This is a genomic window from Lysobacter lycopersici (assembly GCF_007556775.1).
Classification (GTDB): Bacteria; Pseudomonadota; Gammaproteobacteria; order Xanthomonadales; family Xanthomonadaceae; genus Pseudoluteimonas; species Pseudoluteimonas lycopersici.
On the sequence record NZ_CP041742.1, the window covers coordinates 165,973 to 191,652 of the forward strand.

General features: G+C 67.3%; 29 protein-coding genes. 11 read left to right on the forward strand and 18 right to left on the reverse strand.

Going from position 1 to position 25,680, the window contains the following annotated elements:
* Positions 1-65: 65 nt before the first annotated feature.
* Positions 66-410 carry a DUF423 domain-containing protein gene (locus FNZ56_RS00890; protein ID WP_143878055.1) on the forward strand — a complete coding sequence of 115 codons (345 nt, stop codon included), beginning with the start codon at positions 66-68 and terminating at the stop codon, positions 408-410.
* A 2-nt stretch (positions 411-412) separates the two neighbouring features.
* Entirely contained in the window at positions 413-1,084 is a 672-nt protein-coding gene (locus FNZ56_RS00895) for a DNA-3-methyladenine glycosylase family protein (RefSeq protein WP_143878056.1), read from the forward strand.
* Between the two features lie 157 nt (positions 1,085-1,241).
* Here the strand turns inward: FNZ56_RS00895 and FNZ56_RS00900 are convergent, their stop codons facing one another.
* From FNZ56_RS00900 to FNZ56_RS00930, 7 genes are all read right to left on the reverse strand, one after another.
* Positions 1,242-2,057 carry a M15 family metallopeptidase gene (locus FNZ56_RS00900; RefSeq protein ID WP_143878057.1) on the reverse strand — a complete coding sequence of 272 codons (816 nt, stop codon included), beginning with the start codon at positions 2,055-2,057 and terminating at the stop codon, positions 1,242-1,244.
* Between the two features lie 9 nt (positions 2,058-2,066).
* Positions 2,067-2,660, reverse strand: coding sequence for a PH domain-containing protein (locus FNZ56_RS00905; protein WP_143878058.1), 594 nt, complete (start codon positions 2,658-2,660; stop codon positions 2,067-2,069).
* Positions 2,661-2,670: 10 nt separating this feature from the next.
* Positions 2,671-2,862 carry a hypothetical protein gene (locus FNZ56_RS00910; RefSeq protein WP_143878059.1) on the reverse strand — a complete coding sequence of 64 codons (192 nt, stop codon included), beginning with the start codon at positions 2,860-2,862 and terminating at the stop codon, positions 2,671-2,673.
* 28 nt (positions 2,863-2,890) lie between these two features.
* Positions 2,891-4,219, reverse strand: coding sequence for an alpha/beta hydrolase (locus FNZ56_RS00915; protein ID WP_246064643.1), 1,329 nt, complete (start codon positions 4,217-4,219; stop codon positions 2,891-2,893).
* A complete protein-coding gene (locus FNZ56_RS00920) occupies positions 4,209-4,391 on the reverse strand; it encodes an Arc family DNA binding domain-containing protein (RefSeq protein WP_143878060.1) in 183 nt (60 codons plus the stop codon). Before FNZ56_RS00920 ends, FNZ56_RS00915 begins: the two co-directional genes overlap by 11 nt.
* A gap of 7 nt (positions 4,392-4,398) precedes the next feature.
* Entirely contained in the window at positions 4,399-5,283 is an 885-nt protein-coding gene (locus FNZ56_RS00925) for an SPFH domain-containing protein (protein ID WP_143878061.1), read from the reverse strand.
* Between the two features lie 85 nt (positions 5,284-5,368).
* Complete coding sequence (locus FNZ56_RS00930) at positions 5,369-6,292, reverse strand: hypothetical protein (protein WP_143878062.1); 924 nt, start codon at positions 6,290-6,292, stop codon at positions 5,369-5,371.
* Positions 6,293-6,474: 182 nt separating this feature from the next.
* Here FNZ56_RS00930 and FNZ56_RS00935 point away from each other — a divergent pair, with 182 nt between their 5' ends.
* Positions 6,475-6,855, forward strand: coding sequence for a hypothetical protein (locus FNZ56_RS00935; protein WP_143878063.1), 381 nt, complete (start codon positions 6,475-6,477; stop codon positions 6,853-6,855).
* A 3-nt stretch (positions 6,856-6,858) separates the two neighbouring features.
* Here FNZ56_RS00935 and FNZ56_RS00940 read toward each other — a convergent pair whose 3' ends face one another.
* On the reverse strand, positions 6,859-7,611 hold the full coding sequence (locus FNZ56_RS00940; RefSeq protein WP_143878064.1) for an arginyltransferase: 753 nt from the start codon (positions 7,609-7,611) through the stop codon (positions 6,859-6,861).
* A gap of 119 nt (positions 7,612-7,730) precedes the next feature.
* On the opposite strand from FNZ56_RS00940, the gene FNZ56_RS00945 reads away from it, so the two are divergent.
* A complete protein-coding gene (locus FNZ56_RS00945; protein WP_143878065.1) occupies positions 7,731-8,342 on the forward strand; it encodes an EF-hand domain-containing protein in 612 nt (203 codons plus the stop codon).
* On the opposite strand, the gene FNZ56_RS00950 is transcribed toward FNZ56_RS00945, so the two are convergent.
* Positions 8,343-9,149, reverse strand: coding sequence for a DUF2007 domain-containing protein (locus tag FNZ56_RS00950; RefSeq protein ID WP_143878066.1), 807 nt, complete (start codon positions 9,147-9,149; stop codon positions 8,343-8,345).
* A 1-nt stretch (position 9,150) separates the two neighbouring features.
* Positions 9,151-10,032 carry an acyl-CoA thioesterase II gene (gene tesB / locus FNZ56_RS00955; protein ID WP_143878067.1) on the reverse strand — a complete coding sequence of 294 codons (882 nt, stop codon included), beginning with the start codon at positions 10,030-10,032 and terminating at the stop codon, positions 9,151-9,153.
* A gap of 97 nt (positions 10,033-10,129) precedes the next feature.
* Between tesB and FNZ56_RS00960 the strand changes: the two genes are divergently transcribed.
* On the forward strand, positions 10,130-10,582 hold the full coding sequence (locus FNZ56_RS00960; protein ID WP_143878068.1) for a hypothetical protein: 453 nt from the start codon (positions 10,130-10,132) through the stop codon (positions 10,580-10,582).
* A gap of 19 nt (positions 10,583-10,601) precedes the next feature.
* Here FNZ56_RS00960 and FNZ56_RS00965 read toward each other — a convergent pair whose 3' ends face one another.
* On the reverse strand, positions 10,602-11,177 hold the full coding sequence (locus FNZ56_RS00965; protein WP_143878069.1) for an N-acetylmuramoyl-L-alanine amidase: 576 nt from the start codon (positions 11,175-11,177) through the stop codon (positions 10,602-10,604).
* A gap of 23 nt (positions 11,178-11,200) precedes the next feature.
* On the opposite strand from FNZ56_RS00965, the gene FNZ56_RS00970 reads away from it, so the two are divergent.
* From FNZ56_RS00970 to FNZ56_RS00980, 3 genes are read left to right on the forward strand one after another with little or no spacing between them, the layout of a single operon-like run.
* Positions 11,201-11,725 carry a hypothetical protein gene (locus tag FNZ56_RS00970; RefSeq protein ID WP_143878070.1) on the forward strand — a complete coding sequence of 175 codons (525 nt, stop codon included), beginning with the start codon at positions 11,201-11,203 and terminating at the stop codon, positions 11,723-11,725.
* 4 nt (positions 11,726-11,729) lie between these two features.
* Positions 11,730-13,886: a bifunctional 23S rRNA (guanine(2069)-N(7))-methyltransferase RlmK/23S rRNA (guanine(2445)-N(2))-methyltransferase RlmL gene (gene rlmKL, locus FNZ56_RS00975; protein ID WP_143878071.1), complete on the forward strand. Its 2,157-nt coding sequence runs from the start codon at positions 11,730-11,732 to the stop codon at positions 13,884-13,886.
* Between the two features lie 26 nt (positions 13,887-13,912).
* On the forward strand, positions 13,913-14,533 hold the full coding sequence (locus FNZ56_RS00980) for a class I SAM-dependent methyltransferase (protein ID WP_143878072.1): 621 nt from the start codon (positions 13,913-13,915) through the stop codon (positions 14,531-14,533).
* A 140-nt stretch (positions 14,534-14,673) separates the two neighbouring features.
* On the opposite strand, the gene aqpZ is transcribed toward FNZ56_RS00980, so the two are convergent.
* From aqpZ to FNZ56_RS01010, 6 genes are all read right to left on the reverse strand, one after another.
* Positions 14,674-15,408, reverse strand: coding sequence for an aquaporin Z (gene aqpZ / locus FNZ56_RS00985; RefSeq protein ID WP_143878073.1), 735 nt, complete (start codon positions 15,406-15,408; stop codon positions 14,674-14,676).
* A 243-nt stretch (positions 15,409-15,651) separates the two neighbouring features.
* Positions 15,652-16,035, reverse strand: a complete 384-nt coding sequence (locus FNZ56_RS00990; protein ID WP_143878074.1) for a hypothetical protein — start codon at positions 16,033-16,035, stop codon at positions 15,652-15,654.
* Positions 16,036-16,114: 79 nt separating this feature from the next.
* Positions 16,115-16,462 (reverse strand): hypothetical protein, encoded by a 348-nt coding sequence (locus FNZ56_RS00995; protein WP_143878075.1) that lies wholly within the window; start codon positions 16,460-16,462, stop codon positions 16,115-16,117.
* Positions 16,463-16,519: 57 nt separating this feature from the next.
* Positions 16,520-17,200: a deoxyribonuclease V gene (gene nfi / locus FNZ56_RS01000; protein WP_143878076.1), complete on the reverse strand. Its 681-nt coding sequence runs from the start codon at positions 17,198-17,200 to the stop codon at positions 16,520-16,522.
* A gap of 99 nt (positions 17,201-17,299) precedes the next feature.
* The gene (gene mfd / locus FNZ56_RS01005; protein ID WP_143878077.1) at positions 17,300-20,839 is read right to left on the reverse strand and encodes a transcription-repair coupling factor; all 3,540 of its coding nucleotides are present in this window, start codon (positions 20,837-20,839) and stop codon (positions 17,300-17,302) included.
* Positions 20,840-20,904: 65 nt separating this feature from the next.
* The gene (locus FNZ56_RS01010; protein ID WP_143878078.1) at positions 20,905-21,459 is read right to left on the reverse strand and encodes a GNAT family N-acetyltransferase; all 555 of its coding nucleotides are present in this window, start codon (positions 21,457-21,459) and stop codon (positions 20,905-20,907) included.
* A gap of 97 nt (positions 21,460-21,556) precedes the next feature.
* Between FNZ56_RS01010 and FNZ56_RS01015 the strand changes: the two genes are divergently transcribed.
* Positions 21,557-22,471 (forward strand): cation diffusion facilitator family transporter, encoded by a 915-nt coding sequence (locus tag FNZ56_RS01015; protein WP_143878079.1) that lies wholly within the window; start codon positions 21,557-21,559, stop codon positions 22,469-22,471.
* Positions 22,472-22,483: 12 nt separating this feature from the next.
* Here FNZ56_RS01015 and FNZ56_RS01020 read toward each other — a convergent pair whose 3' ends face one another.
* A complete protein-coding gene (locus FNZ56_RS01020) occupies positions 22,484-23,341 on the reverse strand; it encodes a 23S rRNA (adenine(2030)-N(6))-methyltransferase RlmJ (RefSeq protein ID WP_143878080.1) in 858 nt (285 codons plus the stop codon).
* A gap of 111 nt (positions 23,342-23,452) precedes the next feature.
* On the opposite strand from FNZ56_RS01020, the gene creB reads away from it, so the two are divergent.
* Together creB and creC are read left to right on the forward strand one after the other, a co-directional pair.
* Positions 23,453-24,130 carry a two-component system response regulator CreB gene (gene creB, locus FNZ56_RS01025; protein ID WP_143878081.1) on the forward strand — a complete coding sequence of 226 codons (678 nt, stop codon included), beginning with the start codon at positions 23,453-23,455 and terminating at the stop codon, positions 24,128-24,130.
* A gap of 3 nt (positions 24,131-24,133) precedes the next feature.
* Entirely contained in the window at positions 24,134-25,561 is a 1,428-nt protein-coding gene (gene creC / locus FNZ56_RS01030; RefSeq protein ID WP_143878082.1) for a two-component system sensor histidine kinase CreC, read from the forward strand.
* Positions 25,562-25,680 lie beyond the last annotated feature (119 nt).

Genomic DNA, 25,680 nt, shown 5'->3' on the forward strand with positions numbered 1-25,680 from the left:
ACCGCTCCGACGAACGCCGCGCATGTCGCGGCGTTCGCTTTTGCGCCGCGGGAAACGTCGCGGTGATGCGTGCGTTTGCCGCCGTTGGCGCATGGCTATGCGCGACCGCGGTCGCAACGTCGGCCTACGCCGCGCATGCGGTCGAAGGCGCGCAGCAGGCGCGGTTGCAGACCGCGGCGTTGTTCGCGTTCGGGCATGGTCTTGCGCTGGTGGTGCTCGCGCCCCGCGTCGCGTCGCGGGCAATGCGGATCGGCCTGGTTGCGTTGCTGGCCGGCGTGCTGCTGTTTTCGGGTAGCCTCGCGGCGGAAGCGCTGTCCGGGGTGCGCCCGCGCCTGGCGCCGTTCGGCGGCACGCTGCTGATCGCCGGCTGGCTGCTGCTCGGCGCGGCGATGCTGAAAAAGGAAAAATGACGATGCCCCGGCATGCACGCGGGTTCGACACCGAAGCCGCCACCAAGCATCTTTCGAAGGATCGTCGCTTCGCGCCATGGCTGAAGAAGCTGCCGGTGATCGAAGCCGATCCGCGCTGGAAGAAACCGTTCGACCCGGTCGATGCACTGGCGCGCGCGATCCTCTACCAGCAGCTCAGCGGCAAGGCCGCGGCGACGATCGTAGGCCGGGTCGAAACGGCGATCGCCAGCGATCGCTTCCATTGCGACACGCTCGCGCGCTGCGACGACGCGGCGATCCGCGCCTGCGGCGTGTCCGGCAACAAGCTGCTGGCGCTGCGCGACCTCGCGTTGCGCGAACAACGCGGCGAAATCCCGACGCTCAGGCAGATGGCGACGCTGGACAACGACGCGATCATTGCCGCGCTGGTGCCGATCCGCGGCATCGGCCGCTGGACGGTGGAGATGATGCTGATGTTCCGCCTCGGCCGCCCGGACGTGCTGCCGGTCGACGATCTCGGCATCCGCAAGGGCGTGCAGGTGCTGGACAAGCTCGAGGAAATGCCGACGCCGAAGGAACTGCTGGCGCGCGGCGAGCGCTGGGCGCCGTTCCGCAGCTACGCCAGCTTTTATCTGTGGCGCATCGCCGATGCGGGCGTGCAGGCGAAGACGCCGACCAAGCGTTCGCAGGATTGAGGATCTTGCTGTTGTTTTCCGTCATCCCGGCGAAAGCCGGGATCCAGCCTTTGTCGTCATTCCAGCGCAAGCTGGAATCCATGTTGTTCTTGTTGTTGATTCTCGATCATCAAGACAAGATCAAAATGGGTCCCGGCTTTCGCCGGGATGACGAGCATCAAACGGTGTGGTGCCAATGCCACGGCTCGTACACGATGCCGTGCGGGTTGTCGCGCGGATAGCTCATGGCGAAACCGTATCCACCGGCATTCGCCCGCAGCCACGCGAAAGCCGGGGTTTTTTCGAACGATTCCTCCGCTGGCGGTTCACCGGGCGTGCCGATGTCGAGCGCGGTGCCGGCATGGTGTTCGCTGAAACCGGGCGCGGCGTTCACCGCGAGGATCTCGTCGACGGCCTCCCCGCGCGCGAGCTTGCGTTCGAAGATGCCGAGTTGGTAGTCGTGGCTGCGGTAGCCGGAAATCGCCTCGAGCACCACGTCGTCGCGCAACGCGGCTTCGCGCAGGTGCGTCCATGCGCGCATGGACGGTGCGAGCAGCCACAGCGGGCGGCGCCAGCGGTCGAAGCCGGCGAAGGCCAGCCATTCGGGTTCCGGCACGAGCGCGAGTCCGCTGCGTTGCGCGTATGCATCGGCATCGAGGCCGAGCGAGTCCAGGCGTTCGTACAGGCGCGACAGCGGCAGGGTGGCGACGTCGTGCCCGATGCCGGCGCGCCGTTCCTCGCCGTGCACGCGCGAAGCATCGAGCGCATCCAGTGCGGCGTCGAGCCCGGGCTCGGACTTGAGGCGGGGCACCAACGGCATGAGTCCATCGCGTGAATCCGCGGCGAGGTAGCGGCCGTCGCGCTTGCGCCGCAGCACGGTGTCCGCGCGCGACAGCACGCGTGCATCGTGGTTGCTGCGCGCGCGCAGCAGCGACGCCGGCCAGAGTTCGATCTCGGGCGTATTGACCAGCCGCGATGCGGGGCGCCTGCGCATGCGCGCAGCTTAGCGCGTCGGCGAAGCCAGTTCGCGCAGGCGTTCCAGCAATCGTTGCGGGTCGCGCGGCTGCAGCAGCAGGTCGAAGCCGCGCGTGGTCGGCAGCCACAGCAGGCGTTCGCCGTCGCTGGCCGCGACGAAGGCCTTGTGCCAGTTGCGCAGGCGGAACCAGCCGCTGCGGAAGCCGGGCAGGGCATAGCCGTTGCTTTTCAGCAACGGGCGCAATTCCGGATGTTCGTCGAGGCGCACGACGCGCGCAGCATCGAGCTTCATGTCCGGGAATGCGATGCGCTGCTTGTAGAACGTGGTGGCGACTTCGATGCCGCCGGCATCGAGCAGCAGGCGATGGCGTTTCAGCATCCGGTCGAGGAACAGGGCGATGGCACCGGTCACGAGCGCCACCACCAGCGTCGCGATCAAGGCATCGGCGCCGCGATTGCCGATTCCCCACCATGATTCGCCGGTGAGGGCGTGGCCCATCGCCACGCCAACCATCGTCACCAGCACGGGTGCGCCGATGGTGATCGCGAACAAATACGCACGACTGCGACTGCTGGCCGGAACCAGCTGCAACGCGGAATCGTTGCCGGAATCCTTGCGCATGGTCGTCGGTTCAGCGCGCACGCCAGCCCCAGAACGCCAACAGGGCGGCCACGACGCACGCGACCCATGATGCCACGGATGGCACAATCCATTCGCCGATTGCGATGGTGGTGCCACTGATCACGCGCCACGCATGTAGCGCGGAAACAATGAAGAAAATCAGAGCAGAAACGCGGGTGTAGCTGCGGGTGGATGCGTTCATGGCGTTCCTCCTCGATGCGTATATCGCTTCAGTGCGCCTTGATCCAGGCCGCGGTGTCGTCGATCAGCCGCTGGTCGACGTGGCCCGGCGTGCCGTATTCGGCGAGGCTGCCTTCGCCCTCGCCGGCGATGCCGAGGTGGTTGAGCTCGTCATACAGCTTGAACGTCACCTTCGGGTCGTCGTGGAACGCGGCTTTCCAGTTTTGCCAGTCGGCATCCACCACCTGGATGTCGCGCGCGCCCTGCAGTACCAGCATCGGCAGCGCGTCGGTTTCGGCTTCCTTCACCGGATCGAGCGCATCGACGCTGCGCCAGTAGCCGACCGGCTGGCCGAGAATGGATTTCGTCGCCGGATCGGTTTTCGGATCGCGGACGAGACGCACCTGTTCGACCAGGGCATTGATCGCATCACGTTCGGCATCGCTGGTCTTGCCGTCGTCCAGCACCGCGAGCCGTCGGTTCTGTTCGATCACGATGTCGAGCAACGAACGCGAGGGCGCGGCCATCAGCACCAGTCCGGCCACATGGCCGGATTTCGCGGCGATGCGCGGCGCCATCATCCCGCCCTGGCTGTGGCCGAGCACGAACACGCGCGCCGGATCGATGCCGGGCGCCTTGCACAACGCGGCCACCGCGAGCACGGCGTCATTGGTGGTTTCGTCGTCGACGCCGAAATCTCCGCTGGCGAAATCCTGCGGTCGTGCGTGCGTGCGTTTCTCGTAGCGCAGCACGGCGATACCCTGCGCGGCGAGGCCGCGCGCGATGTCGAGGAAGGGCTTGTTCGCGCCGATGGTTTCGTCGCGATCCTGCGGGCCGGAGCCGTGCACGAGCACGACAGCGGGGAACGGTCCATCGCCATTGGGCATCGCCAGCGTACCGGGCAGGGCGCGTTCGCCTTCGCCGACGCTGAAGTCGGTTTCGTGGAAGTCCGCATCCGCGGCCACCGCCGGTGCGGGCGGTGGTGGCGCTGGCTGGATCAGGAAACCGACGATCTTGCCGTCATCCCCCACCGCGACCTTCGCCACCAGCTCGCCCTTGGCGTAGTGCAACGGGATCGTCGCCAGTTGCGCGCCGTTCGCCGATTCGACCACGGGTTCGCCGCGGCCTTTCGCTTCGCCGGCCTGTGCGGGCAGCGATTCCCACACCGCCTGCAGCTTGTCGACCGGAACCGCGGCGGCCATGTCGGCGCCGAACATCGCTTCGGCCTGTGCGTATTCGCCGGAGTCCATGTGCGCGAGCAATTGCCGCGCGGTGGCTGCCGCATCCGGCCGCTTCGCTTCGCCCTCCTGCGCGGCCGCGGCCAGCGGAACCAGCATCGCCAGCGCCAGCAGCACCGACTTCATCCGTTCATTCGCCATCGTCTTCTCCTTCGCTTGCGGGCGATTTCAACCGTCCGGCCTTGCGCAGCGCCTCGCGCAGCGCGTATTCGATCTGCGCGTTGAGGCTGCGCAACTCGTCGTCGGCCCAGCGCTGCGCCGCGGCCAGGACCTCGGCGTTGATGCGCAGCGGATAGGCCTTTTTCTCCGCCATGGCGCGGTCAGTACAAGGTGCCGGCGTTGACGATCGGCTGCGTGCTGCGCTCGCCGCACAGCACGACCAGCAGGTTGCTGACCATCTGCGCCTTGCGCTCCTCATCGAGTTGCACCACGCCGTTCTTCTGCAGTTCGGCCAGCGCCATCTCGACCATCCCGACCGCGCCCGCCACGATCCGCGTGCGCGCGGCGATGATCGCGTTGGCCTGCTGGCGCTGCAGCATCGCCTGCGCGATTTCCGGCGCGTAGGCGAGGTGGCTGATGCGCGCGTCCAGCACCTGCACGCCGGCATCGGCGAGGCGTTCGGCCAGTTCGTCCTTGAGGTGCTGCGAGATTTCGGTCGCGTGGCTGCGCAGCGCGACCTGGCCTTCCTCGTGCTGGTCGTAGGGGTAGCTGGTCGCCATCGTGCGCAGCGCCGATTCGGACTGGATGTGGACGAAGCTCTCGTAGTCGTCGACGTTGAACACCGCCTCGGACGCGTCCACCACCTGCCACACGATCACCGCGGCGATCTCGATCGGCGAGCCGTCCAGCTCGTTGACCTTGAGCTTGCCGCTTTCGAAGTTGCGCACGCGCAGCGAGATCTTCTTCTTCGAATAGAAGGGGTTGTTCCAGCGCAGGCCGTTGGCCTTGACCGTGCCCACGTACTTGCCGAACAGGCTGATCACCGCGGCCTGGTTGGGCTGGACCGTGTATAGGCCGATCAGGCTGAGGAAGGCGAGCAGGCCCAGCAGCAGGCCGCCGACGATGCTGCCGCCGGAGGCGACGCCGGCGTTGTCCGGATCGGGGCCGATGCCGGTCGCGACCAGCCAGACGGCGACGGCCAGCGCCACCACGACGCCGAGCAGAAAGGGAATGCCGGACAGGGAACGGATGGGGTTTTCTTTCATGTGCGTTTCTCGCCGCCCGGAATGGGCGCGAGAGAATGATATCGAATTGATATCAGAATTCAAGAGCCGGGATCAGCCGCCCCAATCAATCTCCAGCGGGATCGAGGTAAAAGATCGGGGCCGGCCGGAATTCGCCACTGGCGTAAAGCCCGGCGCCGTTCGCCGACCAGGCCAGGGCTTCGGCCTGCGGCAGCAGCGCCGGCAGGGGCTCGATCCGCGGCTTGCGCGCGACCACCTGTGCCCAGGTTTCGCCGGTCTTGCGCGGGTAGAACAGCACGTCCTGGTAGGTGAGGACGGCCAGGGTGCGGCCATCCGGCGACACGTCGGCGGCGGTGACCTGACCGACCAGCCGCGCGGCCTTCGGGCGATCGCGCAGCGACTGCGCATCGGCCTGCGGCACGCCGGCGAGGCTGCCGATCCGGCGCGCGACCACGGTCGCGCCGGCGGCAGGCCGCAGCGGCACTTCGAACAATTCCGGCGGATGCCGTTTCTTCGAAATCAGCAGCACCTTGCCAGCGGCCGCGTCGACGAACGCCGCCTCGCAGTCGCGCGGGCCGTCGGGCCAGCGGAACGACACCGACCACGCCGGGCGCAGCGCCGTGTCCTCCAGCGATGCCGGTTCCTCGACCACGTGCAATTGCAGCGTGCGGCGCAGGCCACCGTTGTCGCCGGTGTCCGCGATCAGGATGTAGTGCTTGCCGTCTAGGTCGAACGCGTCGAGGTCTTCCCAGTCGGTGTTCGCCACGCCTTCCACTCGGTCGCTCGCGAGGAGGCTGCCGCGTGGGCTCACCGCATACAGCACCGGCGTGTTGCCGCCATCGTTCTCCACCCACAGCACGTCCGTGAGGCGGCGTGATGCGGCCATGCCGCTCACTTCGCCGAGAGCGTCGTCGACCATCAGCCCGGACAGGCGCGCGAACGGCTCGCGTTCGTCGCCGCAACCGGCGAGCAGCGCGAGCGCGAGCGCGCAGGCGGGGCATCCGATGCGGGGGAAGGTGGATCGGCGCATGCGCGAAGCATCGCAGATCGGCGCGTCCTGGCGCATCCCGTGGTGCGGGTACACTGGTCGCCGAACTTTGCCCGCCGCGGCGCGGTCGAAACCGTGATGCACAAAAATGCCCCTCACCCGCCTTCGGCACCCTCTCCCCATCGCATGCAATGGGGAGAGGGAAGGCACAAAAGGATGATCCGATGAACGACAGTACCGGTTACGCCGTGTTCTTCTTCCCGCCCGCGCTCGAGGCGCTGGGCGATGCGATCAAGCCCTACCTGCAGGAAGGCCCGCTCGGGCCGCACGTGCCCTGCCGCGAAGTGGACACCGCCGGTGCCTTCATCGAGATGACGCTGGAAGGACAGACCGCGAAGGGCGAGAAGGTCGCGCTCGAATTGATGGTGCCGGGCAGCATGGTGCGCATGATCGTGTCCGCGCACAGCGACAGCGAATTCGGCTTCTACGTGCGCGGCAAGCCGGCGATGCTGGAGCCGGGCATGACCACGACCGCGGCTGCTTCGCAACCCGCGCCGCAATCCGCGCCGGACGCGGTCGTGGCGAAGGACGCGCCGAAGTCGTAGCGTTCAGCGCTCCGATCCGACTTCGACGACCGGACCGTTGTCGAACTCCAGCCGCTTCCATTGCCGCCCGTCGAATCCCTCCAGCGGCGCGAAACGGCGCTTGTAGTCCATCTTGTCGTGGCCGGCGATCCAGTAGCCGAGGTAGAGGTGGCTGCGCGCGTCGCGCGCGGCCCATTCGAGTTGCCTGAGGATCGCGAGCGTGCCGAGTCCGCGCGCGGATTCGTCGGGATCGTAGAAGGTGTAGACCGCCGACAGCGCATCGGGCACGAGGTCGGTGACCGCGACCGCGAGCAGGCGATGGTTTTCGGCTTCGCGCAATTCCAGGAAGCGCCCGTCCGACCAGCTGCCGACGAGGAACTGGTCGAACTCGGCGGAGCCGTGGTCGTCCATGCCGCCGCCGGGGTGGCGCGCGCGCAGGTAGCGCTGGTACAGCGCGATGTGTTCGTCGCGGCGTTCGGCGGGCAATACACGCGCGATGACATCGGCGTTGCGCGCGAGGCAGCGGCGCTGGCCGCGATCCGGACGGAAACCGGCGACGGGGATGCGCACCGCGACGCAGGCCCGGCAGCCGTGGCAGTGCGGGCGATAGACGATGCCGCCGGAACGACGGAAGCCCCAGCCCAGCGCGACCGGATAGGCCTGCGCCAGGCGCGGGTCGCGCGGATCGATGACGAGGTCGCGGGCGATGCGCTCGGGGAAATACCCGCAGACGTGGTCACCGGTGTGGAACACGCGCAGTTGTTCGGTTTCGCGCATGAACGGAGTCTAGCGCTGCGCGGTCGCGCTGGTCGCGACGGTCAACCGCCACCCGGCCGGGGCGTTTACCGTGGCAGGCGACGCCCCCCGTCGCCACGAGGATCACGATGAAAAACCCCATGCCCCATCCCCGCGCGCTGCTGGCGCTCGCGTTCGCCGCCGTACTCGCATCGACCGCTGCCTGCGCGCAGCAGGCGGCCACGCCCTCGACCTCCACCGACGCCCCGCGCCAGCGGCTCGACGCCAACGGCGATGGCATGATCGACAAGAGCGAAGCGGCCAAGGCCCCGCGCCTCGCGCAGAAGTTCGACCAGCTCGATACGAATCACGACGGTCGCTTGACCGCGGACGAATTACCGCACGGCCAACGTGGCGATCGCGGCGGACGCGATGGAAACGATGGCTCCGGCGGCGGCATGCACGAGCGCATGATGCAGCTCGACACCGACCACGATGGCCGCATCAGCAGCAAGGAAGCAGCGGCGAAGCCGGAACTGGCGCAGCGTTTCGCCCAGATGGATTCCAACCACGACGGATTCCTCGATCGCAGCGACTTCGAGGCGCGCAGGCAACAGAAGCGCGATGAGTGCTTCGCGAACGCGGATGCGGACAAGGACGGAAAGTTGAGCCGCAGCGAGTACGACAGCGCGCACCAGCAGTGCCAATCGCACGGGGGCATGCGCGGTCCGCGCGGCGGCGGCGACACGCCTACGCCCCCGCCCGCGGGCTGATCAGCGCGGTTTCGGCTGCGCCTCGGCGACGAAGCTCCACTGGCCGTCGTCGAGGCGCAGGTCGTAAGTACGGTCTTGCGGTTGCAGCGGTTGTTCCGTGCGCCGCAGGACCACGCTGCCGCCTTCGGGCGTGCGCACGTAGTCGCGCAGCGCGAGCAGGATCGCCGGCTGTTTCGTCGCACGGACGCTGATGCCACCGACGTCCTGCACGCAGGCCGACAGCGGCGCGACCCGCGCATCCGCCTTCGCCAACCGCGCGAGCATGTCCGGCGACGGATCATTTCCACCAAGACCGATGCAGGCGGTGCGGTCGCCGAGGTCGGCGAGTTCGCCGAGCAACAGCAATTCCGCCATGCGATCGGGCAATGCAGCCGGAAGCGGTGAATCGACGGTCGCGGTCGAAATCGGCGCCTTCGGTTTCGAGGCATGCCGCACCGTGAAGCTGCCGACCGCCACCGCAATGGCAATCGCCGCGAGCAGCACCAACTTCAGTCGCCCGCTGCGCTTGCGCGGCTTCGAGTCTTCGCCATCCCCCGCGGGCAGGTAGCTGTCGAGCGGCGTGCGGGTGGAATCGAGCAGGCCGGCGCCGCGCATCAGTTCGCGCGCACGCGGCTGGTCCTCGGCGTTGACGATCCACACCGCCGGTTCCGGCCCTTCGCGCGCGTCGTCGCGATAGCTGAAATTGCCGCGGATCGCGCCGCGGTAGGAACGCCCGTCGGTGATGCGCACCTCGATGCCGTGTCCTTCGAGCAGGCGCGCGACGCCTTCGACGTTTTCCAGCCGCGGGCTGGCGAAGATGCGGCGCATGTCAGGCCTTCTTGTCCGGAACCACGCGGATCATGCCTTCCTGCACCGTGCTCGCGACCAGCCGGCCGTCGCGGTCGTAGATGAGGCCGCGTGCGAGGCCGCGCGCGTTCTGCGCGGTCGGGCTGTCGATGGCGTACAGCAGCCAGTCGTCGGCACGGAACGGGCGGTGGAACCACAACGCATGGTCGAGCGAGGCCATCGCCACGTTCGGCTGGTAGTAGCTGATGCCGTGCGGGAAAGTCGCGGTGCCGAGCAACTGGAAATCCGACGCATACGCGAGCAGCGCGCGATGCAGTTCGGGCGCGTCGCCGACCTTTTCCGAGAGGCGGAACCACACCTGCTGGAACGGCGGGCGCTTGGTCGGATTGAGTTCGTCGCGCGGATAGATGTGGCGGAACTCGAACGGGCCGGTGCGGTCGAGCCAGCGCTGGACCTTGGTCGGCAGTTTCGCCAGCACGTCGAGCGGGATCGCCGGCGCCGGGGCGAGGTCCTCCGGTTTCGGAACTTCGGGCATGGACATCTGGTGTTCGACGCCTTGTTCCTCCTGCTGGAACGAGGCGGCGCAGAAGAAGATGACCTGGCCGTGCTGGATCGCGGTGACGCGGCGCACGGAGAAGCTGCCGCCGTCGCGGGTGCGGTCGACGTTGTAGACGATGGGGTGTTCGATGTCGCCGGCGCGCAGGAAGTAGGCGTGCAGGGAATGCGCGGCGCGCGGTTCGCCGGCCGAATCCATCGTCGCCTGCGCGGCGGACAGCGCCTGGCCGAGGACCTGGCCGCCGAAGACGTATTTGGTGCCGATGTCGCGGCTCTGGCCGCGGAACAGGTTGTCCTCCAGCCGTTCCAGCGACAGCAGGTCGATCAGTTCGGAGACCGGGGAGGTCATGCGCGGCTCGCGGGAAGGGGCGCGTCAGTATACGGGGCGGCGCGGGTCGGATCGCAGCCGGATCCGGGTTTGCAGGGTAGGATCACGGAATATCCCTGTGCATCGTGATCGTTTGTTGTCTATGAAGATATTTCAGGCCTTGGAAGCAGAATATTCGGCGATCCGTTCCTTGAATTCGGATGTCGGAGATATTGCCTCAAGGATTTTTGCCAATGCGTTCTTGGCCGCCCAACTAGCCCCTGTGTTTTATTCCTTTCTGCTGCGGGCCGGACTTTCCCAAGGCCGTGGTGTTTTCTTGATTGCCAGCGGAGTCTCGTTCGCGATTACATATGCCGTTGTGAAAATAAAAGGACGTGATTCCGGCGATACCAAGATTTTACTGCGACCGAATGCTGATAAGCGCGAGCGGCTCATCCTTGTCGCCTTCTTGATCGCATTCCCCATCGTAGTGACTGTTGCTTCAGTTCACTCACCGTGGCTCGGCGCGATTGTTTACGTCCTTGTTTCTTCGATTCCATTGCAACGGTGGCTGGCTCCCAGAGCCGAGTAAGTCGCCTTCGATCTTGGACTTACGGCTTCAACCGCTCCAGCTTCACCTGCCGCATCACTTCCGGCCACGGGAACAGCGGGCCCGGATCCAGTTTGCGCGCGACGAGGATGTTCGGGTCGTCGAAGGCGGTTTCCTGGTCACGGTCGAGGTCTTCGTGGCCGGCGATGAAGTGCAGGTTCGGGAGTTCCTTCTGCAATTCCTTCAGCAGCGCGACCAGCGCGTCGATCTGGGCTTGTGGATACGGTTCGGTCATCGCCTGGTGCTTGGAATCGCGCCAGTAGGGATAGCGCCCGGTGTTGACGAGCTCGATCCCGACCGAGCGCGTGTTGTAGCCGCGCACGTGGTTGGCGATGCGCTCGGGACGCACGTACATCACCACGGTGCCGTCGCGGTCGATGTAGTAGTGGCCGCTGTTGCCGGTCTGGCTGCCGGAATACAGGATACGTTCGCCGTATTCGCGCGAAAGCTGCAGCGTCGGCACCTCGGTGCAATGGATCACGACCAGGTCGATCTTCGACAGCGGACGCGGGTCCAGCCGTTCCTCGTAGGGCAGCGGTTCGAGCAGCACGGGCGGCGGCGGAAGGTCTGGAAGCACGGGCCGGATGCTAGCATCGTTGCATGAAAGGGCATTGCATTCTCTCGCACGGCTTCGAAAGCGGACCGGACGCGACCAAGGTCACCGCACTGGCGGAGGCGGCCGAGCGCCTCGGCTGGAGCCACGAGCGTCCGGATTACACCGACCTCGACGCGAAGCGCGAGATGGGCGAACTCGGCGACGTGGCGGCGCGGCTGGAACGCCTGCTCGAACTCGCAGCCGAATGTGCGGCGAAAGGTCCGTTGGTACTGGCCGGTTCCAGCCTCGGCGCATGGATCTCGGGCGCGGCCTCGCTGCGGGTGCCGGTGCGCGGCTTGTTCCTGATGGCGCCGCCGGTGGCGATGCAAGGCGCGCTGCCGCTCGATGCCGCGCGCGTGCCGACCTCGATCATCCACGGTTGGCACGACGAGCTGATCCGGGCCGCGGATGTGGTCGACTGGGCGCGCGAACGCGATGCGCGATTGCTGCTGGTCGACGATTCGCACCGTTTGAGCGATCACGTCGCGGCGAGCGCGGAGGCGTTCGCGGCTTTGCTCGCATCGCTCTGAACCGATGAAATTCTTCGCATCCTGCGGCAAGGGCCTGGAGTACCTGCTGGCCGACGAACTGGTCGCGCTTGGCTGCGCGCGCGCCACCGCGACCGTCGCCGGCGCGAACGTCGAGGGCGAATTGCGTGATGCGCAACGCGCGGTACTGTGGTCGCGGCTCGCGAGCCGCGTGCTCTGGCCGATTTCTGAATTCGACTGCGGCGACGAACACGCGTTGTACGCCGGCGTCGCCGAAATCGACTGGACGCGGCACGTCGCCAGCGGATACAGCATCGCGGTCGATGCGCACGTCTCCGGTTCCGCGATCACCCATGCGCGTTACGCCGCGCAGCGGGTCAAGGACGCGGTGGTCGACGTGCTGCGCGACGCGACCGGCGAACGGCCCGATGTCGATGTCGAATCCCCGGATGTGCGCATCAGCCTCGTCATCCGCAAGGGCAGGGCGACGCTGTCCATCGACCTCGGCGGCGGGCCTTTGCATCGCCGCGGCTGGCGCGGCGCGCAGGGCGAAGCACCGCTCAAGGAAAACCTCGCCGCGGCGGTGTTGCTGCGCGGCGGTTGGCCGCAGACCCATGCCGAAGGCGGCGATCTGCTCGATCCCATGTGCGGCAGCGGCACGTTGCTGATCGAAGGCGCGCTGATGGCCGCGGACGTCGCGCCCAACCTGCAGCGTTTCGAACGCGCAATGCCGACACGCTGGCTGGGTTTCGATGTCGAAGCATGGAACGCATTGCTGGCCGAAGCGCGCGAACGCGCCACGCGCGGACTTGCCGCGCTGCGGCCCTGCATCCACGGCAGCGACCTCGATCCGCACGCGATCCGCATCGCGCAGGCGAATGCACGCGCGGCCGGCGTCGAAACCGACATCGATTTCGCGGTGCGTGATGTCGCCGACCTTCCCGCGATGGAGAATCCGCGCGGCGTGGTCGTGTGCAACCCGCCCTACGACGCGCGCCTCGCCGCCGATCCCGCCTTGTATCGCGCGCTAGGCGACGCGTTGAAACGTGCGGCGCCCGATTGGCGCGCGAGCCTGCTGTGCGGCGATTTCGAACTGGCGAAAGCCACCGGCCTGCGCGCGAACAAGCGCTACCAGCTGTTCAACGGCCCGATCGAATGCAGCCTGATCGTCTGCGATCCGGTCGCGCCGCCCATGCGCGAGTCCGCCGCACCGCGCGAGCTGTCGGATGGCGCGCGGATGGTCGCGAACCGGCTGCGCAAGAACCTCGACAAACTCAAGCGCTGGCGCCAGCAGGACGGCGTGGCCTGCTTCCGCGCCTACGACGCCGACATTCCCGAATACGCCTGCGCGGTCGATGTGTACACCACCATCGGCGACGACACCTGGCTGCACGTGCAGGAATACGCCGCGCCGGCCGAGATTCACGAGGCGACCACGCGCAAGCGGCTCAACGAATTTCTGTCCGCGCTGCGCGAAGTATTCGAGATTCCGCGCGAGCGCGTCGCGGTGAAGACCCGAAGCACCGGCAAGGGCGGTTCCAAATACGGCAACCTCGACCATCGCGGCGAGTTCCTCACGGTCGAGGAAGGCGCGGCGAAGCTCAAGGTCAACCTGTTCGACCATCTCGACACCGGCCTGTTCCTCGACCATCGCCCGCTGCGCGCGCGCATGGCGCTCGAATCCCGCGGCAAGCGTTTCCTCAACCTGTTCTGCTACACCGGCGCGGCCACGGTGCAGGCGGCGGTGCAGGGCGCGACGGAGACCACCAGCGTCGACCTGTCGGCGACCTACCTCGAATGGCTGGCCGACAACCTGCGCGAGAATTCCATCGGCGGCACCCGGCATCGCATCGTCCAGGCCGACGCATTGCGCTGGATCGAGCTTGACCGCGGCGAATACGACGTGGTGTTCTGCGACCCACCGACCTTCTCCAATTCCAAGCGCGCCGACGACTTCGACGTGCAACGCGACCACGTGCGCCTGCTGCGCGCCATCGTGGCGCGGCTCGCGCCGGGCGGCGTGCTGTATTTCTCCAACAACTTCCGCCGCTTCAGGCTGGACGAAGCCGCGATTGCGCAATTCGCCGGGGTCGATGACATCTCCGCCTCGACCATTCCGCCGGATTTCGCGCGCAACCCGCGCATCCACCGCGCATGGCGCATCGCCGCGCTTCACGAAACCGCCATCGACGCGCGCGCATGATCGCGGCCTGACCACGGAACCGACGCATGCCCCCGCATTACCGCGATCGACTTCGCTTCTTCGCGCAATGGCTGCGCAACCCGCGGCGGACGGCGGCCGTCGCGCCCTCGGGCACGGAGCTCGTGGCCGCGATCCTCGCCGAGTTGCCCGATGGCGCCCGCCGCGTGATCGAGCTCGGCGGCGGCACCGGCGCCGTCACCCGCGCGCTTCTCGCCTCCGGCATTCCGGATGCGGGATTGCTGGTGGTCGAATTGAACGCCGCGTTGCAGGCGCAATTGAGGATCGAATTCCCGGAGGTGCGCGTGGCGCTCGGCGATGCCGCGGAACTGCCGCGGCTGGCGCGCGAATCCGGCTACCTCGACGCCGGCCCGGCCGATGCGATCGTCTCCGGCCTCGGCTTGCTGGCGATGGAACGCGAGGCGCAGGCGCGGATCCTGCGCGCGGCGTTCGAATGCCTGCGCCCGGACGGTGCGCTGGTGCAGTTCACCTACGGGCCGCTGTCGCCGGTGCGCGACGAACTGCGCGACGAACTCGGCCTCATCGCGCGCCACGGCGCCTTCGTGCTGCGCAACGTGCCACCGGCGACGGTGTGGGTGTACCGGCGCAACCGCGCGCGCGCGATCAAGCCGCGCAGCGTGGCGAGATAATCGCCCCTCTCCTGGCCTGCGGCCACCACGCCCCGGCCCGTCGGCCTGCATGCCGACGGGCGTTCGCGGGCTCGCAGCTTCGCTGCTCGAAATCCCCGCTTACCCCACGAGGGGAGAGGGGATGGCAATCGACAATTATCTCAGCGCTGGTCGCCGACGACGTCCGGGCGATCCGGGCCCAGCCATTTGTAGATCAGGCCGCCGATGATGCCGCCGACGATCGGCGCGACCCAGAACACCCACAGTTGCGAAATCGCGCCGGAACCGGCGAACAGCGCGACGCCGGTGGAACGCGCCGGGTTCACCGAGGTGTTCGTCACCGGAATGCTGATCAAATGGATCAGCGTCAACGCGAGGCCGATCGCGATCGGCGCGAACCCGGCGGGAGCCTTGCGGTGGGTCGCGCCCATGATCACCACGATGAACATCGCGGTCATCACGATTTCGCACAACACCGCCGCGGCCATGCCGTAGCCGCCGGGCGAACGCGCGCCAAAGCCATTCGTGGCGAATGCGCCGGCCGCGTTCGGGTCGATGGCGAAGCCCGGCGCGCCGCTGGCGATCTGGAACAGGATGAAACCGGCGAGGATGGCGCCGAGCACCTGCGCGACGATGTAAGGCACGAGGTCGCGGGTGGGGAAGCGGCCGCCGGCCCACAGCCCGAAACTCACCGCCGGGTTGAAGTGCGCGCCGGAGATGTGGCCGAAAGCGTAGGCGCCGGTGAGCACGGTGAGGCCGAAGGCCAGCGACACGCCGAGCAGGCCGATGCCGAGCGGGTTGCCGTCGCCACCGAAGTTGGCGGCGAGCACGGCGCTGCCGCAACCGCCGAGCACCAGCCAGAACGTTCCCAGGAATTCCGCTGCGAATCGCTTCATGTGTCGCTCCCCGATGGCCGGACGCCCGGCCTGCGAGCGGAGCATAACCCGCTGTTGTAGGAGCGGGCTTGACCGCGACTGCTCCTGTGGGAGCGACTTCAGTCGCGACAAAATCTCGCGGGATTCGCCCCTCACCCGCGTAACTCGCGCCATCCATGGCGCTCGCCCTTCGGGCCAGCTTCGCTGTTCGCGGGCGCTCCTGCGCCCGCAGTCGGCCACCCTCTCCCTCAAGGGGAGAGGGAATTATTGGACCTGCAGCGTGGCCTTGGGCGCGTCGCCGCGTTCGAGCGCTTGCAGGGTGATGGTGCGGCCGTTGGCGTCGAAGGATTTGGGATCGAGGTTGGTGTGCAGGACGAAGTCCTGCGCGGTCATCGCGTTCGCCGGTGTCCAGCGCATGGCGATGGTGGCATCGCCGGCCCAGACGCATTGGACGTCGGGGCGGCAGCGGGAATCGCCGTTGAGTTTGATGTAGTCGAGGCGGCTGTTGTCGGCGAGTTGTGCGGATTGGCTGGGCGCGAGGGTGATGGTGCTGCCGTCGGCGACGGTGTTCGCATCCGCCGCGGGCGAGGCCGGCGCGGTGGTGCAGGCGGCGAGGGCGAGGAAGGCGAGGGTAGTCAGCAGGCGCATGGGGAGTTCCGGTCTGAAAGAGCAGTCAGGCTACATGACGCATGTAAAGCCACGTCAAAAGCGAAACCACGCTGGCTCCCTAAAGAGAAAGCAGACGCCTGACAAAGCGGCCGTCCAAATCGTAAAGATAGAAAGCTCCCATTCCGGGGGCGCTCACGCATGACTTCGCCTCCTCGTTTGGAGTTGCCGTGTCCATGCCGACAACAATGTTCTTTCCATCTTTGCTTGGTGCGACCGAGTAGGCGCATTGCCAAATCGTTTCATGACAGCCTTTCCAAGTTCTTGTCTTCGCATCCTCCAACGCCAGCTTTTCTTCCTTACTCAGATTCTTTTCGGATTTCGGATTCGGATAGCAATCAAGATAGTACGGTTGCTGTGAGCAGCCGCACAAAAGACCGATAGATACCGCCAGTATGCCAAAGCGCATGGATATGGCTGTCTTGGCCGAAAGGTGATTGATACTGCGCCTGCAAATCCAACTCGGTCAATCGGATGATCGATCCCGCCTCGACGCAATCCGATCTGCGAGGCGTGTCGGTTCCGGCAAGCGATACGTGGTGACGTAGCGCATCACCAGTTCCGGCGCGGATGCCATCGCCACCTTGTGCCCTGGGGAAACGATCAGCGGCAGGCAACCCACCTTGCTGCGCAGCAGCCAGCCGATCTGCTCGCTCTTGTCGCGCAAGGGCGTGAACGCGCCGCGCATGTCGTGCAGGGCCATGCGCGCTTCGCCGATCAGGATCTTCTTCGCCACGCCGATGCTCGGCAATCCCGTCGCGACGCCGAAATGCGCGGCGATGCCGAGCCGGCGCGGATGCGCGATGCCGTGGCCGTCGACGAAGGCGAGGTCGGGCTTCGCCTTCAGCATCTCCAGCGCGGCGAACAACGCCGGCAGTTCGCGGAAACTCAGCAGGCCGGGGATGTAGGGCATCGCCGTCGGTAGGCGCGCGACCTGTTGGTCGAGGACTTCGCGTATGTTGGCGTCAAGCAACACGGCTGCTGCACAGGTTGTCGCGCCTTCGTCCTCGAAGCCGACGTCGAACCCGGCGATGGTGCGCAGCGGCTTCGCGAAGCCATCGCGCAGCGAGACCTCACCCGCAAGTTCGCTTTGCAGCTTGCGCAGCTCGGCGGCGTTGTGGTTCCAGGTCGGGATTTCGCGAGCCATCCGATTCCCCTTGTTCCGTCATCCCGGCGAAAGCCGGGACCCAGTCTTTTGGGTTTCGGCATCCAGAGCTAGGTTCCGGCTTTCGCCGGAATGACGATTTTAATTGGTCGCGAGTGCAGTCAGCAGGCCACGTGCGGCGTTGAAGCGCGTCGCCGCATCCGGCAGGTCGAGCGAAATCCGCAGTTTGTCCGGACCATCCATTTTGTAATGCTTCGGCTGGCCCTGGATCAGGCGGATCACGGTCATCGGATCGACGTTGGGTTTCGCCTCGAACTGCAATCGCCCGCCTTCCGCGCCGAGCACGAGCTTGCGGATGCCGAGCACGGTCGCCTGCAATTTCAGTTCGGCGATGGCGAACAGGTGCTTGGCTGCATCCGGCAACAGGCCGAAGCGGTCGATCATCTCGACCTGCAGCTCGCGCAGTTCGTCCGCATCGCGCGCACCGCTGATGCGCTTGTACAGCGTCAGGCGCGCGTGCACGTCGGGCAGGTAATCCTCGGGGATCAGCGCCGGCACGTGCAGTTCCACCTCGCTGCCGCGGTGCTCGGTGGCATCGAAGTCCGGCAGCTTGCCGGCCTTGATCGACTTGACCGCGCGTTCCAGCAGTTCGGTGTAGAGGCTGAAGCCGACTTCGGCCATCTGCCCGGACTGGTCTTCGCCCAGAAGTTCGCCGGCGCCGCGGATTTCCAGGTCGTGCGTCGCCAGGGTGAAGCCCGCGCCGAGTTCGTCCATCGATGCGATCGCGTCCAGCCGCTTCTGCGCGTCGGCGGTGATGCTGCGGTGGTCGGGCACGACGAGGTAGGCGTAGGCGCGGTGGTGCGAACGGCCGACGCGGCCGCGCAGCTGGTGCAATTGCGCGAGGCCGAAGCGGTCGGCGCGCTCGATGATGATGGTGTTCGCGTTCGGGATGTCGATGCCGGATTCGATGATGGTCGAGCACAGCAGCACGTTGAAGCGCTGCTTGTGGAAATCGAGCATCACCCGCTCCAGCTCGCGTTCGGGCATCTGCCCATGTGCAATCCCGATGCGCGCCTCCGGCACCAGCGCCTCGAGCTGCGCCTGCATGCGGCCGATGCTCTCGACGTCGTTGTGCAGGAAATACACCTGGCCGCCGCGGCCGAGTTCGCGCTGGAAGGCTTCGCGCAACTGCTGGTCGTCCCAGGCGGTGACGAACGTCTGCACCGCGAGCCGGTGCGCCGGTGGTGTGGCGATGATCGAGAGGTCGCGCAATCCCGCCATCGCCATGTTCAGCGTGCGCGGGATCGGCGTCGCGGTGAGCGTGAGCAGGTGTACGTTCGCGCGCAGCGCCTTCAGCGCTTCCTTCTGGCGCACGCCGAAGCGCTGTTCCTCGTCGACGATCACGAGGCCAAGGTCCTTGAAGCGCACGTCCTTCTGCAGCAGGCGATGGGTGCCGACGATGACGTCGATCTTGCCTTCGGCGAGCTTGACCAGTTCGGCCTCGATTTCCTTCTTGGTCTTGAAGCGCGACAGCACTTCCACCTTCAGTGGCCAGTCGGCGAAGCGGTCGCGCATGGTGCGGTAATGCTGTTCGGCCAACAGCGTGGTCGGCACCAGCACCGCGACCTGCTTGCCCGCCGTCGCGGCGACGAACGCGGCGCGTACCGCGACTTCGGTCTTGCCGAAGCCGACATCGCCGCAGACCACGCGATCCATCGGTTGCGAACTGGCGAGGTCGCGGATCACTGCCTCGATCGCCGCGTGCTGGTCGGGGGTTTCCTCGAACGGGAACGCGGCCGCGAACGGTTCGTACAGCGCGCGATCCGTCTCCAGCGCGAGTCCCGCGCGCGCCATGCGCCGCGCCTGGATGTCGAGCAGTTCCGCGGCGACGTCGCGGACTTTCTCCGCGGCCTTCCTCTTCGCCTTCGCCCACTGCTCGCCGCCGAGCGAATGCAGCGGCGCGGTCTCGGCCGAGGCGCCGGAATAGCGCGCGACCAGGTGCAGTTGCGCGACCGGCACGTACAGGCGGTCGCCCTTGGCGTATTCGATGTCGAGGTATTCGCCGGAAATGCCGCCGGCTTCCAGCGTCACCAGCCCGCGGTAGCGGCCGACGCCGTGGTCCTCGTGCACGATCGGCGCGCCTTCGGCGAGTTCGCCGAGGTCGCGGATGATCGCTTCGGGTTCGCGACCCGCGCGTTTCCGACGGCGCGGCTGCGATGCGCGTTCGGGGAACAGCTCGCGCTCGGTGAGCACGCAGAGTTGCGGCGCATCGAGGGCGAAGCCGTCGTCGAAGGGAGCGACGGTGATGGCGAAGTTGATGCTGTCATCCCGGCGAAAGCCGGGACCCAGTTTTTGCGTTTCGGAATCGAGAGCTGGATTCCGGCTTTCGCCGGAATGACGAGCAAAAGCAAAGGATTGGAAATCCGCGACGACCGCCGGCTTCAGTTCAGCCGCGGCCATCACCTCCAGCAGCGCTTCGCGGCGGCCGGCGGAATCGGCGGCGACGAGCACGCGGCCGGGATAGCTGGCGAGGAAGCTGCGGATCGCGTCGCCCGCCGGTTGACCGCGTGGTGCCAGCGGCAATTCCGGCGCCGGTTGGGTGCCGGTGCCATGCGCTTCGGCGTAGCGCGGATGGTCCTTGGCGCAGACCTCGATGCAGGGCTGCGCGTTGAAACGCTCGCGCAGGGTTTCCGGCGACAGCCACAGCTCCGTCGGCGGCAGCAGCGGGCGTTCGATGTCGTGGCGGCGTTGTTCGTAGCGTTCGCCCGCCTGCGCCCAAGCATGGTCCGCCGCGGCGCCGAGGCCATCGCCGAGCAGCGGCAGCGTGTTCGCGCCGAGGTAATCGAACAATGTCGCCGTCTTGTCGAAGAACAGCGGCATCCAGGCTTCGATGCCGGCCGGCGCGAGCCCGGCCTTCAGGTCCTGGAACAGCGCGCTGCGCCGGGTGTCGATGTCGAAGCGGTCGCGCAGGGCTTCCATCGCGCGTTTCGTCGACATCTCGTCCAGCGGCACTTCGCGACCTGGCAGCATGCGCACCGCATCGACCTTGTCGAGCGAGCGCTGCGTTTCCGGATCGAAGGCGCGGATCGAATCGATTTCGTCGTCGAGCAATTCCACGCGATAGGGTTCGTCGGCGCCCATCGGGAACACGTCGAGCAGGCCGCCGCGGATCGCGTAATCGCCGGGATCGAGTACCTGCGGCACCAGCCGGTAGCCGCCGGCCTGCAGGCGCAGGCGTTCGGCGTCGAGATCGAGTTTCTGCCCGACCGCGACATCGAAACTGTTGCCGGCGATGTAGCTGGTCGGCGGCAGGCGCTGCATCAGCGTCGCCACCGGCACGATCACCACGCCGCGTTTCAGCGTCGGCAGTCGCTGCAATGCCGCGAGCCGGCGCGAGACGATTTCCGGATGCGGGCTGAACTGGTCGTAGGGCAGGGTTTCCCAATCCGGGAAATGCACGACCGGCAGCGATGCATCGTCGCCGAGCAAGGTGAGCACGTCGGTTTCCAGCCGGTCCGCGGCGTGGTTGTCGGCGAGCACCAGCAGCAGCGGGCCGGCATGCGCGCGCGCGGCTGCGACCACCGCCCAGGCCAGCGCCGAGGACGAGCCGGGCGAACGCCACCAGGCGCGGCGGTGTCCGCCCGAAGGCAGGACCGGAATGAAGGAAGTGGGGTTCGACATCGAACTCGCGATTTTAAGCGAAGCCCGCCGCTCGACGTGGCAGGCGACCGCTCAGTGCGGCATGTTCAATGCGGATGCGGTGCGCGCAGTTGCAGCACCATGCGCACCAGCGAAGGCTGGTCGGGCGAGGCTTCGCGCTTGAAGTCCAGCGATTCGGCCAGCGAGATCATCGGGTGGTTGTGGTCGAGCACGTCGCCGTAGAGGCGTTCCAGCCGGCGACCCTTGGCCCAGCGCACCAGCCGCCGCATCAGGTGCCGGCCCAGGCCCATGCCGGTGAGGTAGTGGCTGACGAGGATCGCGAATTCCGCGTCGCGGGTGCCGGGATTGATGGCCGCGCGCGCGACCGCGCCGACCAGGGCTTCGCCCGGCGGTAGCGGTTCCGCGGCGACCAGCGCGAATTCGCCCTTCGGGTCCGGCCGGGTCAGGCGTTCGGCCATGGCCGGGCTCAATTCCGACATCGCGTGCAGGAAACGCTGGCGCACTTCCTCTGGTTGCAGCAGCGGGAACGCCGCGCGCAACGGGTCGGCGTCCTCGGGACGGATCGGGCGAACCAGCACCCGGCGGCCATTGCGCAGCCGGAGTTCTTCGTGCCAGGGGGGAAGGCGGTTGCGGGCGACCATCCGGACATGCTGCCATGGACAAGGTTAAGACTTGCTTGACGGATATCCCGCGCGCGATTGCTAAACTGCCGCGCTCCACGCGACGATCCCCCCGACCATGGCCGGCAACGGCGATTCCAACCGCGCGATCGTGTTCGCGCTCGGCGCCAATTTCGCCATCGCCTGCGCCAAGGGCGTGGCCGCGTTCTTCACCGGCTCCAGCGCGATGCTGGCGGAAACCGTGCATTCGCTGGCCGATTGCGGCAACCAGTTGCTGTTGCTGCTGGGCATGCGCCAGGCACGCCGCGAGGCATCGCCCGAACACCCGCTGGGGCAGGGCAAGGCGATCTATTTCTGGTCGTTCCTCGTGGCGCTGATGCTGTTCACCGTCGGCGGCCTGTATTCGCTGTACGAAGGCTGGCACAAGCTCGCGCACCCGGAACCGCTGCGCCAGTGGTGGTGGGCGGTGGGCGTGCTGGTCTTCGCCATCGTCGCCGAGGGCGTCTCGATGCGCGCCTGCCTGCAGGAAGTGGCGCGCGCGCGCAGCGGGCGTTCGCTGTGGCAGTGGTTCCACGCCAGCCGCCAGGCCGAACTCGTGGTGATCTTCGGCGAGGACCTGGCCGCGCTGCTCGGCTTGGTCTTCGCGCTGGCCGCGGTGCTGCTGTCGGTATTCACCGGCAACCCGGCGTGGGACGCGATCGGCACGCTGGCCATCGGCGCGCTGCTGGTGGTGGTGGCGGTGTTCGTCGCGGTCGAGGTCAAGGCATTGCTGGTCGGGCAGGGCATGGATCCGGAACGCGAACGGGCCCTGCGCGATTTCCTGCGCCAGCGGCCAGAAATCGCCGAAGTGATCAACATCATCAGCCTGCAGCTCGGCGACCGGGTGATGCTGTCGGTGCAGGCGCGGATGCGCGAGGAACGCGATGCAGCGCTGTTGCTGCGGCAGATCACCGCGGTCGAACGCGCGGTGAAGGCGGAATTCCCCGAAGTGCGCTGGAGTTTCTTCGAGCCGGAAGCGCCGGGCGCGGAATGACGATGCGCCGCGTCAGTCGCGCGGCTTCGCCCAGGCGATGCGCGCGTCGCCTCGGCCCCCACCTTCCACGAGCATCGCGCGCAGCGCGGCAAGCGTCGCGGACAGGCGCGATTCGATGCCGAACGGCGGATTGAGCAGCAGCATCCCCGAGCCGTTCATGCGCAGCGGCGAATCGTCGGGGCGCACCAGCAATTCCGCGAACAAGGAAGACTTCGCCGGCAAGGTCGCCGCCTCGCGCAGCATTGGCTGCAAGTCCCGGCGCTGCTTGATCGGGTACCACAGCGCGAACGTCGCCTGCGGCCAGCGCGCGAGGCCTTCGCGCAGCGCGGCGAAGGCGGCGTCGAATTCCGCGAGTTGCGCCTCGAAGGGCGGGTCGATGAGCACCAGTCCGCGCGCGAATCGCTCGCCATCCACTTTCGGCGGCAGCAACGCCTTGATCGCCACGTAGCCGTCGCGCGCATGTACCGCGACGCGCGCGTCGCCGGCGAAATTCGCCTTCAGCGCCGCGGCTTCCTGCGGTTGCAGTTCGCAACAGGCGATGCGGTCCCGTGCGCGCAGGGCATGCGCGAGCAACCACGGCGAGCCCGGGTAGGCGTCGTCGCCGTTCGCGGCCCGGCAGGCGGCGATGGCGTCGAGGTAGCGATCGACGGCGGGATCGACGCCGGTTCGAAGTCGGGCGACGCCTGCGTCCGCTTCGCCGGTACGTCGTGCTTCCTCGCCTTCGAGCCGGTACAGGCCACGCCCGGCGTGGGTATCGAGTGCGAAGCAGGCCGCCGGTTTCGCCACCAGCGCCTCGCACAGCGCCAGCAGCACGACATGCTTGAGAACGTCGGCGTGGTTGCCGGCATGGAAGGCGTGGCGGTAGTTCATGCGGGGATTCTAATTGCTCGCGGGATCACGCCCCTCGGCCCGTGGCCTCGGTGCGCTCCTGCTTCACGCCGGCCACGCAAACGCCGCCGCCGCGTCGGCTACGATGCCGGCATGCCGACGATCCTGCTGGCCGAGGACGAAACCGCCATCGCCGAAACCGTGCTGTACGCGCTGCGTGCGGAGGGCCTCGCGGCCGAGCACGTGTTGCTGGGCGGCGAGGTGCTGCCGCGGTTGCGTCGCGGCGGCGTCGACCTGGTGATCCTCGACGTCGGCCTGCCGGACCGCAACGGCTTCGATGTCTGCCGCGAATTGCGCGCGGAAAGCGAGGTGCCGGTGCTGTTCCTGACCGCGCGCGACGGCGAAGCCGACCGCGTGCTCGGGCTGGAACTCGGCGGCGATGATTACATGTCGAAACCCTTTTCCCCGCGCGAACTGGTGGCGCGGGTCCGCGCGCGCCTGCGCCGCAGCGCGCCTGCGGACGACGGCTGGCGTCGGCTCGGGCGCTTCGACCTCGATGCCGCCGGCCATCGCATCCGTTTCGATGGCGTGCTGCTCGAGCTCACGCGCTACGAATGCGGCCTGCTGGAAACGCTGCTGGCGCGCCCCGGGGCGGTGCTGGAACGCGCGAAGCTGATGGATCGCGTCTGGGGCGATGCGCTCGATACCGGCGAACGCACCGTGGACACGCACGTGAAGACGCTGCGCGCGAAACTGCGCGCGATCGCGCCGGACGCCGATCCGATCCGTACCGTGCGCGGGCTCGGTTACTCCGTGCACACGGAAGGATGAACGATGCGCATCGGCCTGCGCGTGCTGCTCGGCTACTTCCTGATCGTCGCGCTGGCGGCGCTGCTGGTGGGCAAGGTCTTCGTCGAACAGGTCAAGCCGGGCGTGCGCCAGGCGATGGAAGGCACGCTGATCGACACCGCCAATACCCTGGCGGAACTCGCGACCGACGACATGCTCGCCGGGCGCATCGCCGACGGCCGTTTCGCGCAAAGGGTGAAGCAAGTTTCCACGCGCAAGGTCGGTGCCGACGTCTGGGGCTTCGCCAAGGACCGCGGCGGCTTCCGCGTCACCGTCGTCGACGCGCGCGGCATCGTGGTGTTCGATTCCGAAGGCAGGGACCTCGGTCGCGACAATTCGCGCTGGAACGACGTGTATCGCACTCTGCGCGGCCAGTACGGCGCGCGTTCCACCCGCGATGATCCGAACGACGAAAACAGCACGGTGATGCATGTCGCCGCACCGATCTACGACAACGGTGGAAAGATCGTCGGCGTGCTCACCGTGGCCAAGCCCAACCGCGCGATGGCGCCGTTCATCGCGCGCAGCCAGAACATCATTGCGCGCTGGGGTTTCGTGCTGATGGGCGCGGCGCTGCTGATCGGCTTGTTTGCGGCGTGGTGGCTGTCGCGCCAGCTCGGCACGCTGCGCCGCTACGCCGATGCGGTGGCCGCGGGCGAACGTGCGCCGCAGCCGCGCGCCGCCGGCGAGTTCGGCGACCTCGGTCGTGCCCTGCACGACATGCGCGAGAAACTCGAGGGCAAGCAGTACGTCGAACAGTACGTGCACGCGCTGACCCACGAACTGAAGAGCCCGCTGGCCGCGATCCGCGGCGCGAGCGAACTGCTCGAGCAGCCGTTGCCCGAGGCCGATCGCGCGCGCTTCGTCGCCAGCATCCGCGCGCAGGGCGAGCGCATGGCGCAGATGGTGGACAAGCTGCTGGCGCTGGCCGCGGTGGAGCATCGGCGGATGATCGAGCAGCCGCAGCGGATCGGGGTTGCGTCGCTGTTGCACGAAGCCGCGGATGCGCTGCGCCAGCGTGCGGAATCAAGCGGGATCGAATTGCGGGTCGATGCGGCGAATGCTTGCGTCGTGCAAGGCGATCCGTTCCTGATGCGGCAGGCGCTGGTCAACCTGCTCGACAACGCGCTGGATTTCGCGCCGCGCGGATCGGTGGTCGAAGCTCGCGTATCGCGCGAAGGCGACGAAGTCCGCTTCGAAATCGCCGACCGTGGCCCGGGCGTTCCCGATTACGCGCGCGAACGCGTGTTCGAACGCTTCTATTCGCTGCCGCGCCCGGATGGCGGCAGCCGCAGCAGCGGCCTCGGCCTGCCGTTCGTGGCCCAGGTCGCATCGTTGCACGACGGCCGCGTCGAGCTAAGCGAACGCGAGGGCGGCGGTACCGTTGCCGCATTGTCCATTCCCTCGGCCTGATCGGTTTTTTTGTGGGAGCGGCTTTAGCCGCGATGAATCCAGCCGGAAAAGCAGTCGCGGCTAAAGCCGCTCCCACAGAGCTTCACCGCCACTTCACCGTCGCGCCATCGCCCGCACGT

Coding starts and splice junctions, on each gene's coding strand:
- FNZ56_RS01015 (WP_143878079.1), top strand. CDS start 21,557: ATGGCCGGCAACGGCGATTCCAACCGCGCGATCGTGTTCGCGCTCGGC.
- FNZ56_RS00980 (WP_143878072.1), top strand. CDS start 13,913: ATGCCCCCGCATTACCGCGATCGACTTCGCTTCTTCGCGCAATGGCTG.
- tesB (WP_143878067.1), bottom strand. CDS start 10,032: ATGACCTCCCCGGTCTCCGAACTGATCGACCTGCTGTCGCTGGAACGG.
- FNZ56_RS00990 (WP_143878074.1), bottom strand. CDS start 16,035: ATGCGCCTGCTGACTACCCTCGCCTTCCTCGCCCTCGCCGCCTGCACC.
- FNZ56_RS00910 (WP_143878059.1), bottom strand. CDS start 2,862: ATGAACGCATCCACCCGCAGCTACACCCGCGTTTCTGCTCTGATTTTC.
- FNZ56_RS00995 (WP_143878075.1), bottom strand. CDS start 16,462: ATGCGCTTTGGCATACTGGCGGTATCTATCGGTCTTTTGTGCGGCTGC.
- FNZ56_RS00935 (WP_143878063.1), top strand. CDS start 6,475: ATGAACGACAGTACCGGTTACGCCGTGTTCTTCTTCCCGCCCGCGCTC.
- creC (WP_143878082.1), top strand. CDS start 24,134: ATGCGCATCGGCCTGCGCGTGCTGCTCGGCTACTTCCTGATCGTCGCG.
- rlmKL (WP_143878071.1), top strand. CDS start 11,730: ATGAAATTCTTCGCATCCTGCGGCAAGGGCCTGGAGTACCTGCTGGCC.
- mfd (WP_143878077.1), bottom strand. CDS start 20,839: ATGTCGAACCCCACTTCCTTCATTCCGGTCCTGCCTTCGGGCGGACAC.
- FNZ56_RS00930 (WP_143878062.1), bottom strand. CDS start 6,292: ATGCGCCGATCCACCTTCCCCCGCATCGGATGCCCCGCCTGCGCGCTC.
- FNZ56_RS00895 (WP_143878056.1), top strand. CDS start 413: ATGCCCCGGCATGCACGCGGGTTCGACACCGAAGCCGCCACCAAGCAT.
- FNZ56_RS00900 (WP_143878057.1), bottom strand. CDS start 2,057: ATGCGCAGGCGCCCCGCATCGCGGCTGGTCAATACGCCCGAGATCGAA.
- aqpZ (WP_143878073.1), bottom strand. CDS start 15,408: ATGAAGCGATTCGCAGCGGAATTCCTGGGAACGTTCTGGCTGGTGCTC.
- FNZ56_RS00950 (WP_143878066.1), bottom strand. CDS start 9,149: ATGCGCCGCATCTTCGCCAGCCCGCGGCTGGAAAACGTCGAAGGCGTC.
- FNZ56_RS00905 (WP_143878058.1), bottom strand. CDS start 2,660: ATGCGCAAGGATTCCGGCAACGATTCCGCGTTGCAGCTGGTTCCGGCC.
- FNZ56_RS00890 (WP_143878055.1), top strand. CDS start 66: ATGCGTGCGTTTGCCGCCGTTGGCGCATGGCTATGCGCGACCGCGGTC.
- FNZ56_RS01020 (WP_143878080.1), bottom strand. CDS start 23,341: ATGAACTACCGCCACGCCTTCCATGCCGGCAACCACGCCGACGTTCTC.
- creB (WP_143878081.1), top strand. CDS start 23,453: ATGCCGACGATCCTGCTGGCCGAGGACGAAACCGCCATCGCCGAAACC.
- FNZ56_RS01010 (WP_143878078.1), bottom strand. CDS start 21,459: ATGGTCGCCCGCAACCGCCTTCCCCCCTGGCACGAAGAACTCCGGCTG.
- nfi (WP_143878076.1), bottom strand. CDS start 17,200: ATGGCTCGCGAAATCCCGACCTGGAACCACAACGCCGCCGAGCTGCGC.
- FNZ56_RS00920 (WP_143878060.1), bottom strand. CDS start 4,391: ATGGCGGAGAAAAAGGCCTATCCGCTGCGCATCAACGCCGAGGTCCTG.
- FNZ56_RS00915 (WP_246064643.1), bottom strand. CDS start 4,219: ATGGCGAATGAACGGATGAAGTCGGTGCTGCTGGCGCTGGCGATGCTG.
- FNZ56_RS00940 (WP_143878064.1), bottom strand. CDS start 7,611: ATGCGCGAAACCGAACAACTGCGCGTGTTCCACACCGGTGACCACGTC.
- FNZ56_RS00970 (WP_143878070.1), top strand. CDS start 11,201: ATGAAAGGGCATTGCATTCTCTCGCACGGCTTCGAAAGCGGACCGGAC.
- FNZ56_RS00945 (WP_143878065.1), top strand. CDS start 7,731: ATGCCCCATCCCCGCGCGCTGCTGGCGCTCGCGTTCGCCGCCGTACTC.
- FNZ56_RS00925 (WP_143878061.1), bottom strand. CDS start 5,283: ATGAAAGAAAACCCCATCCGTTCCCTGTCCGGCATTCCCTTTCTGCTC.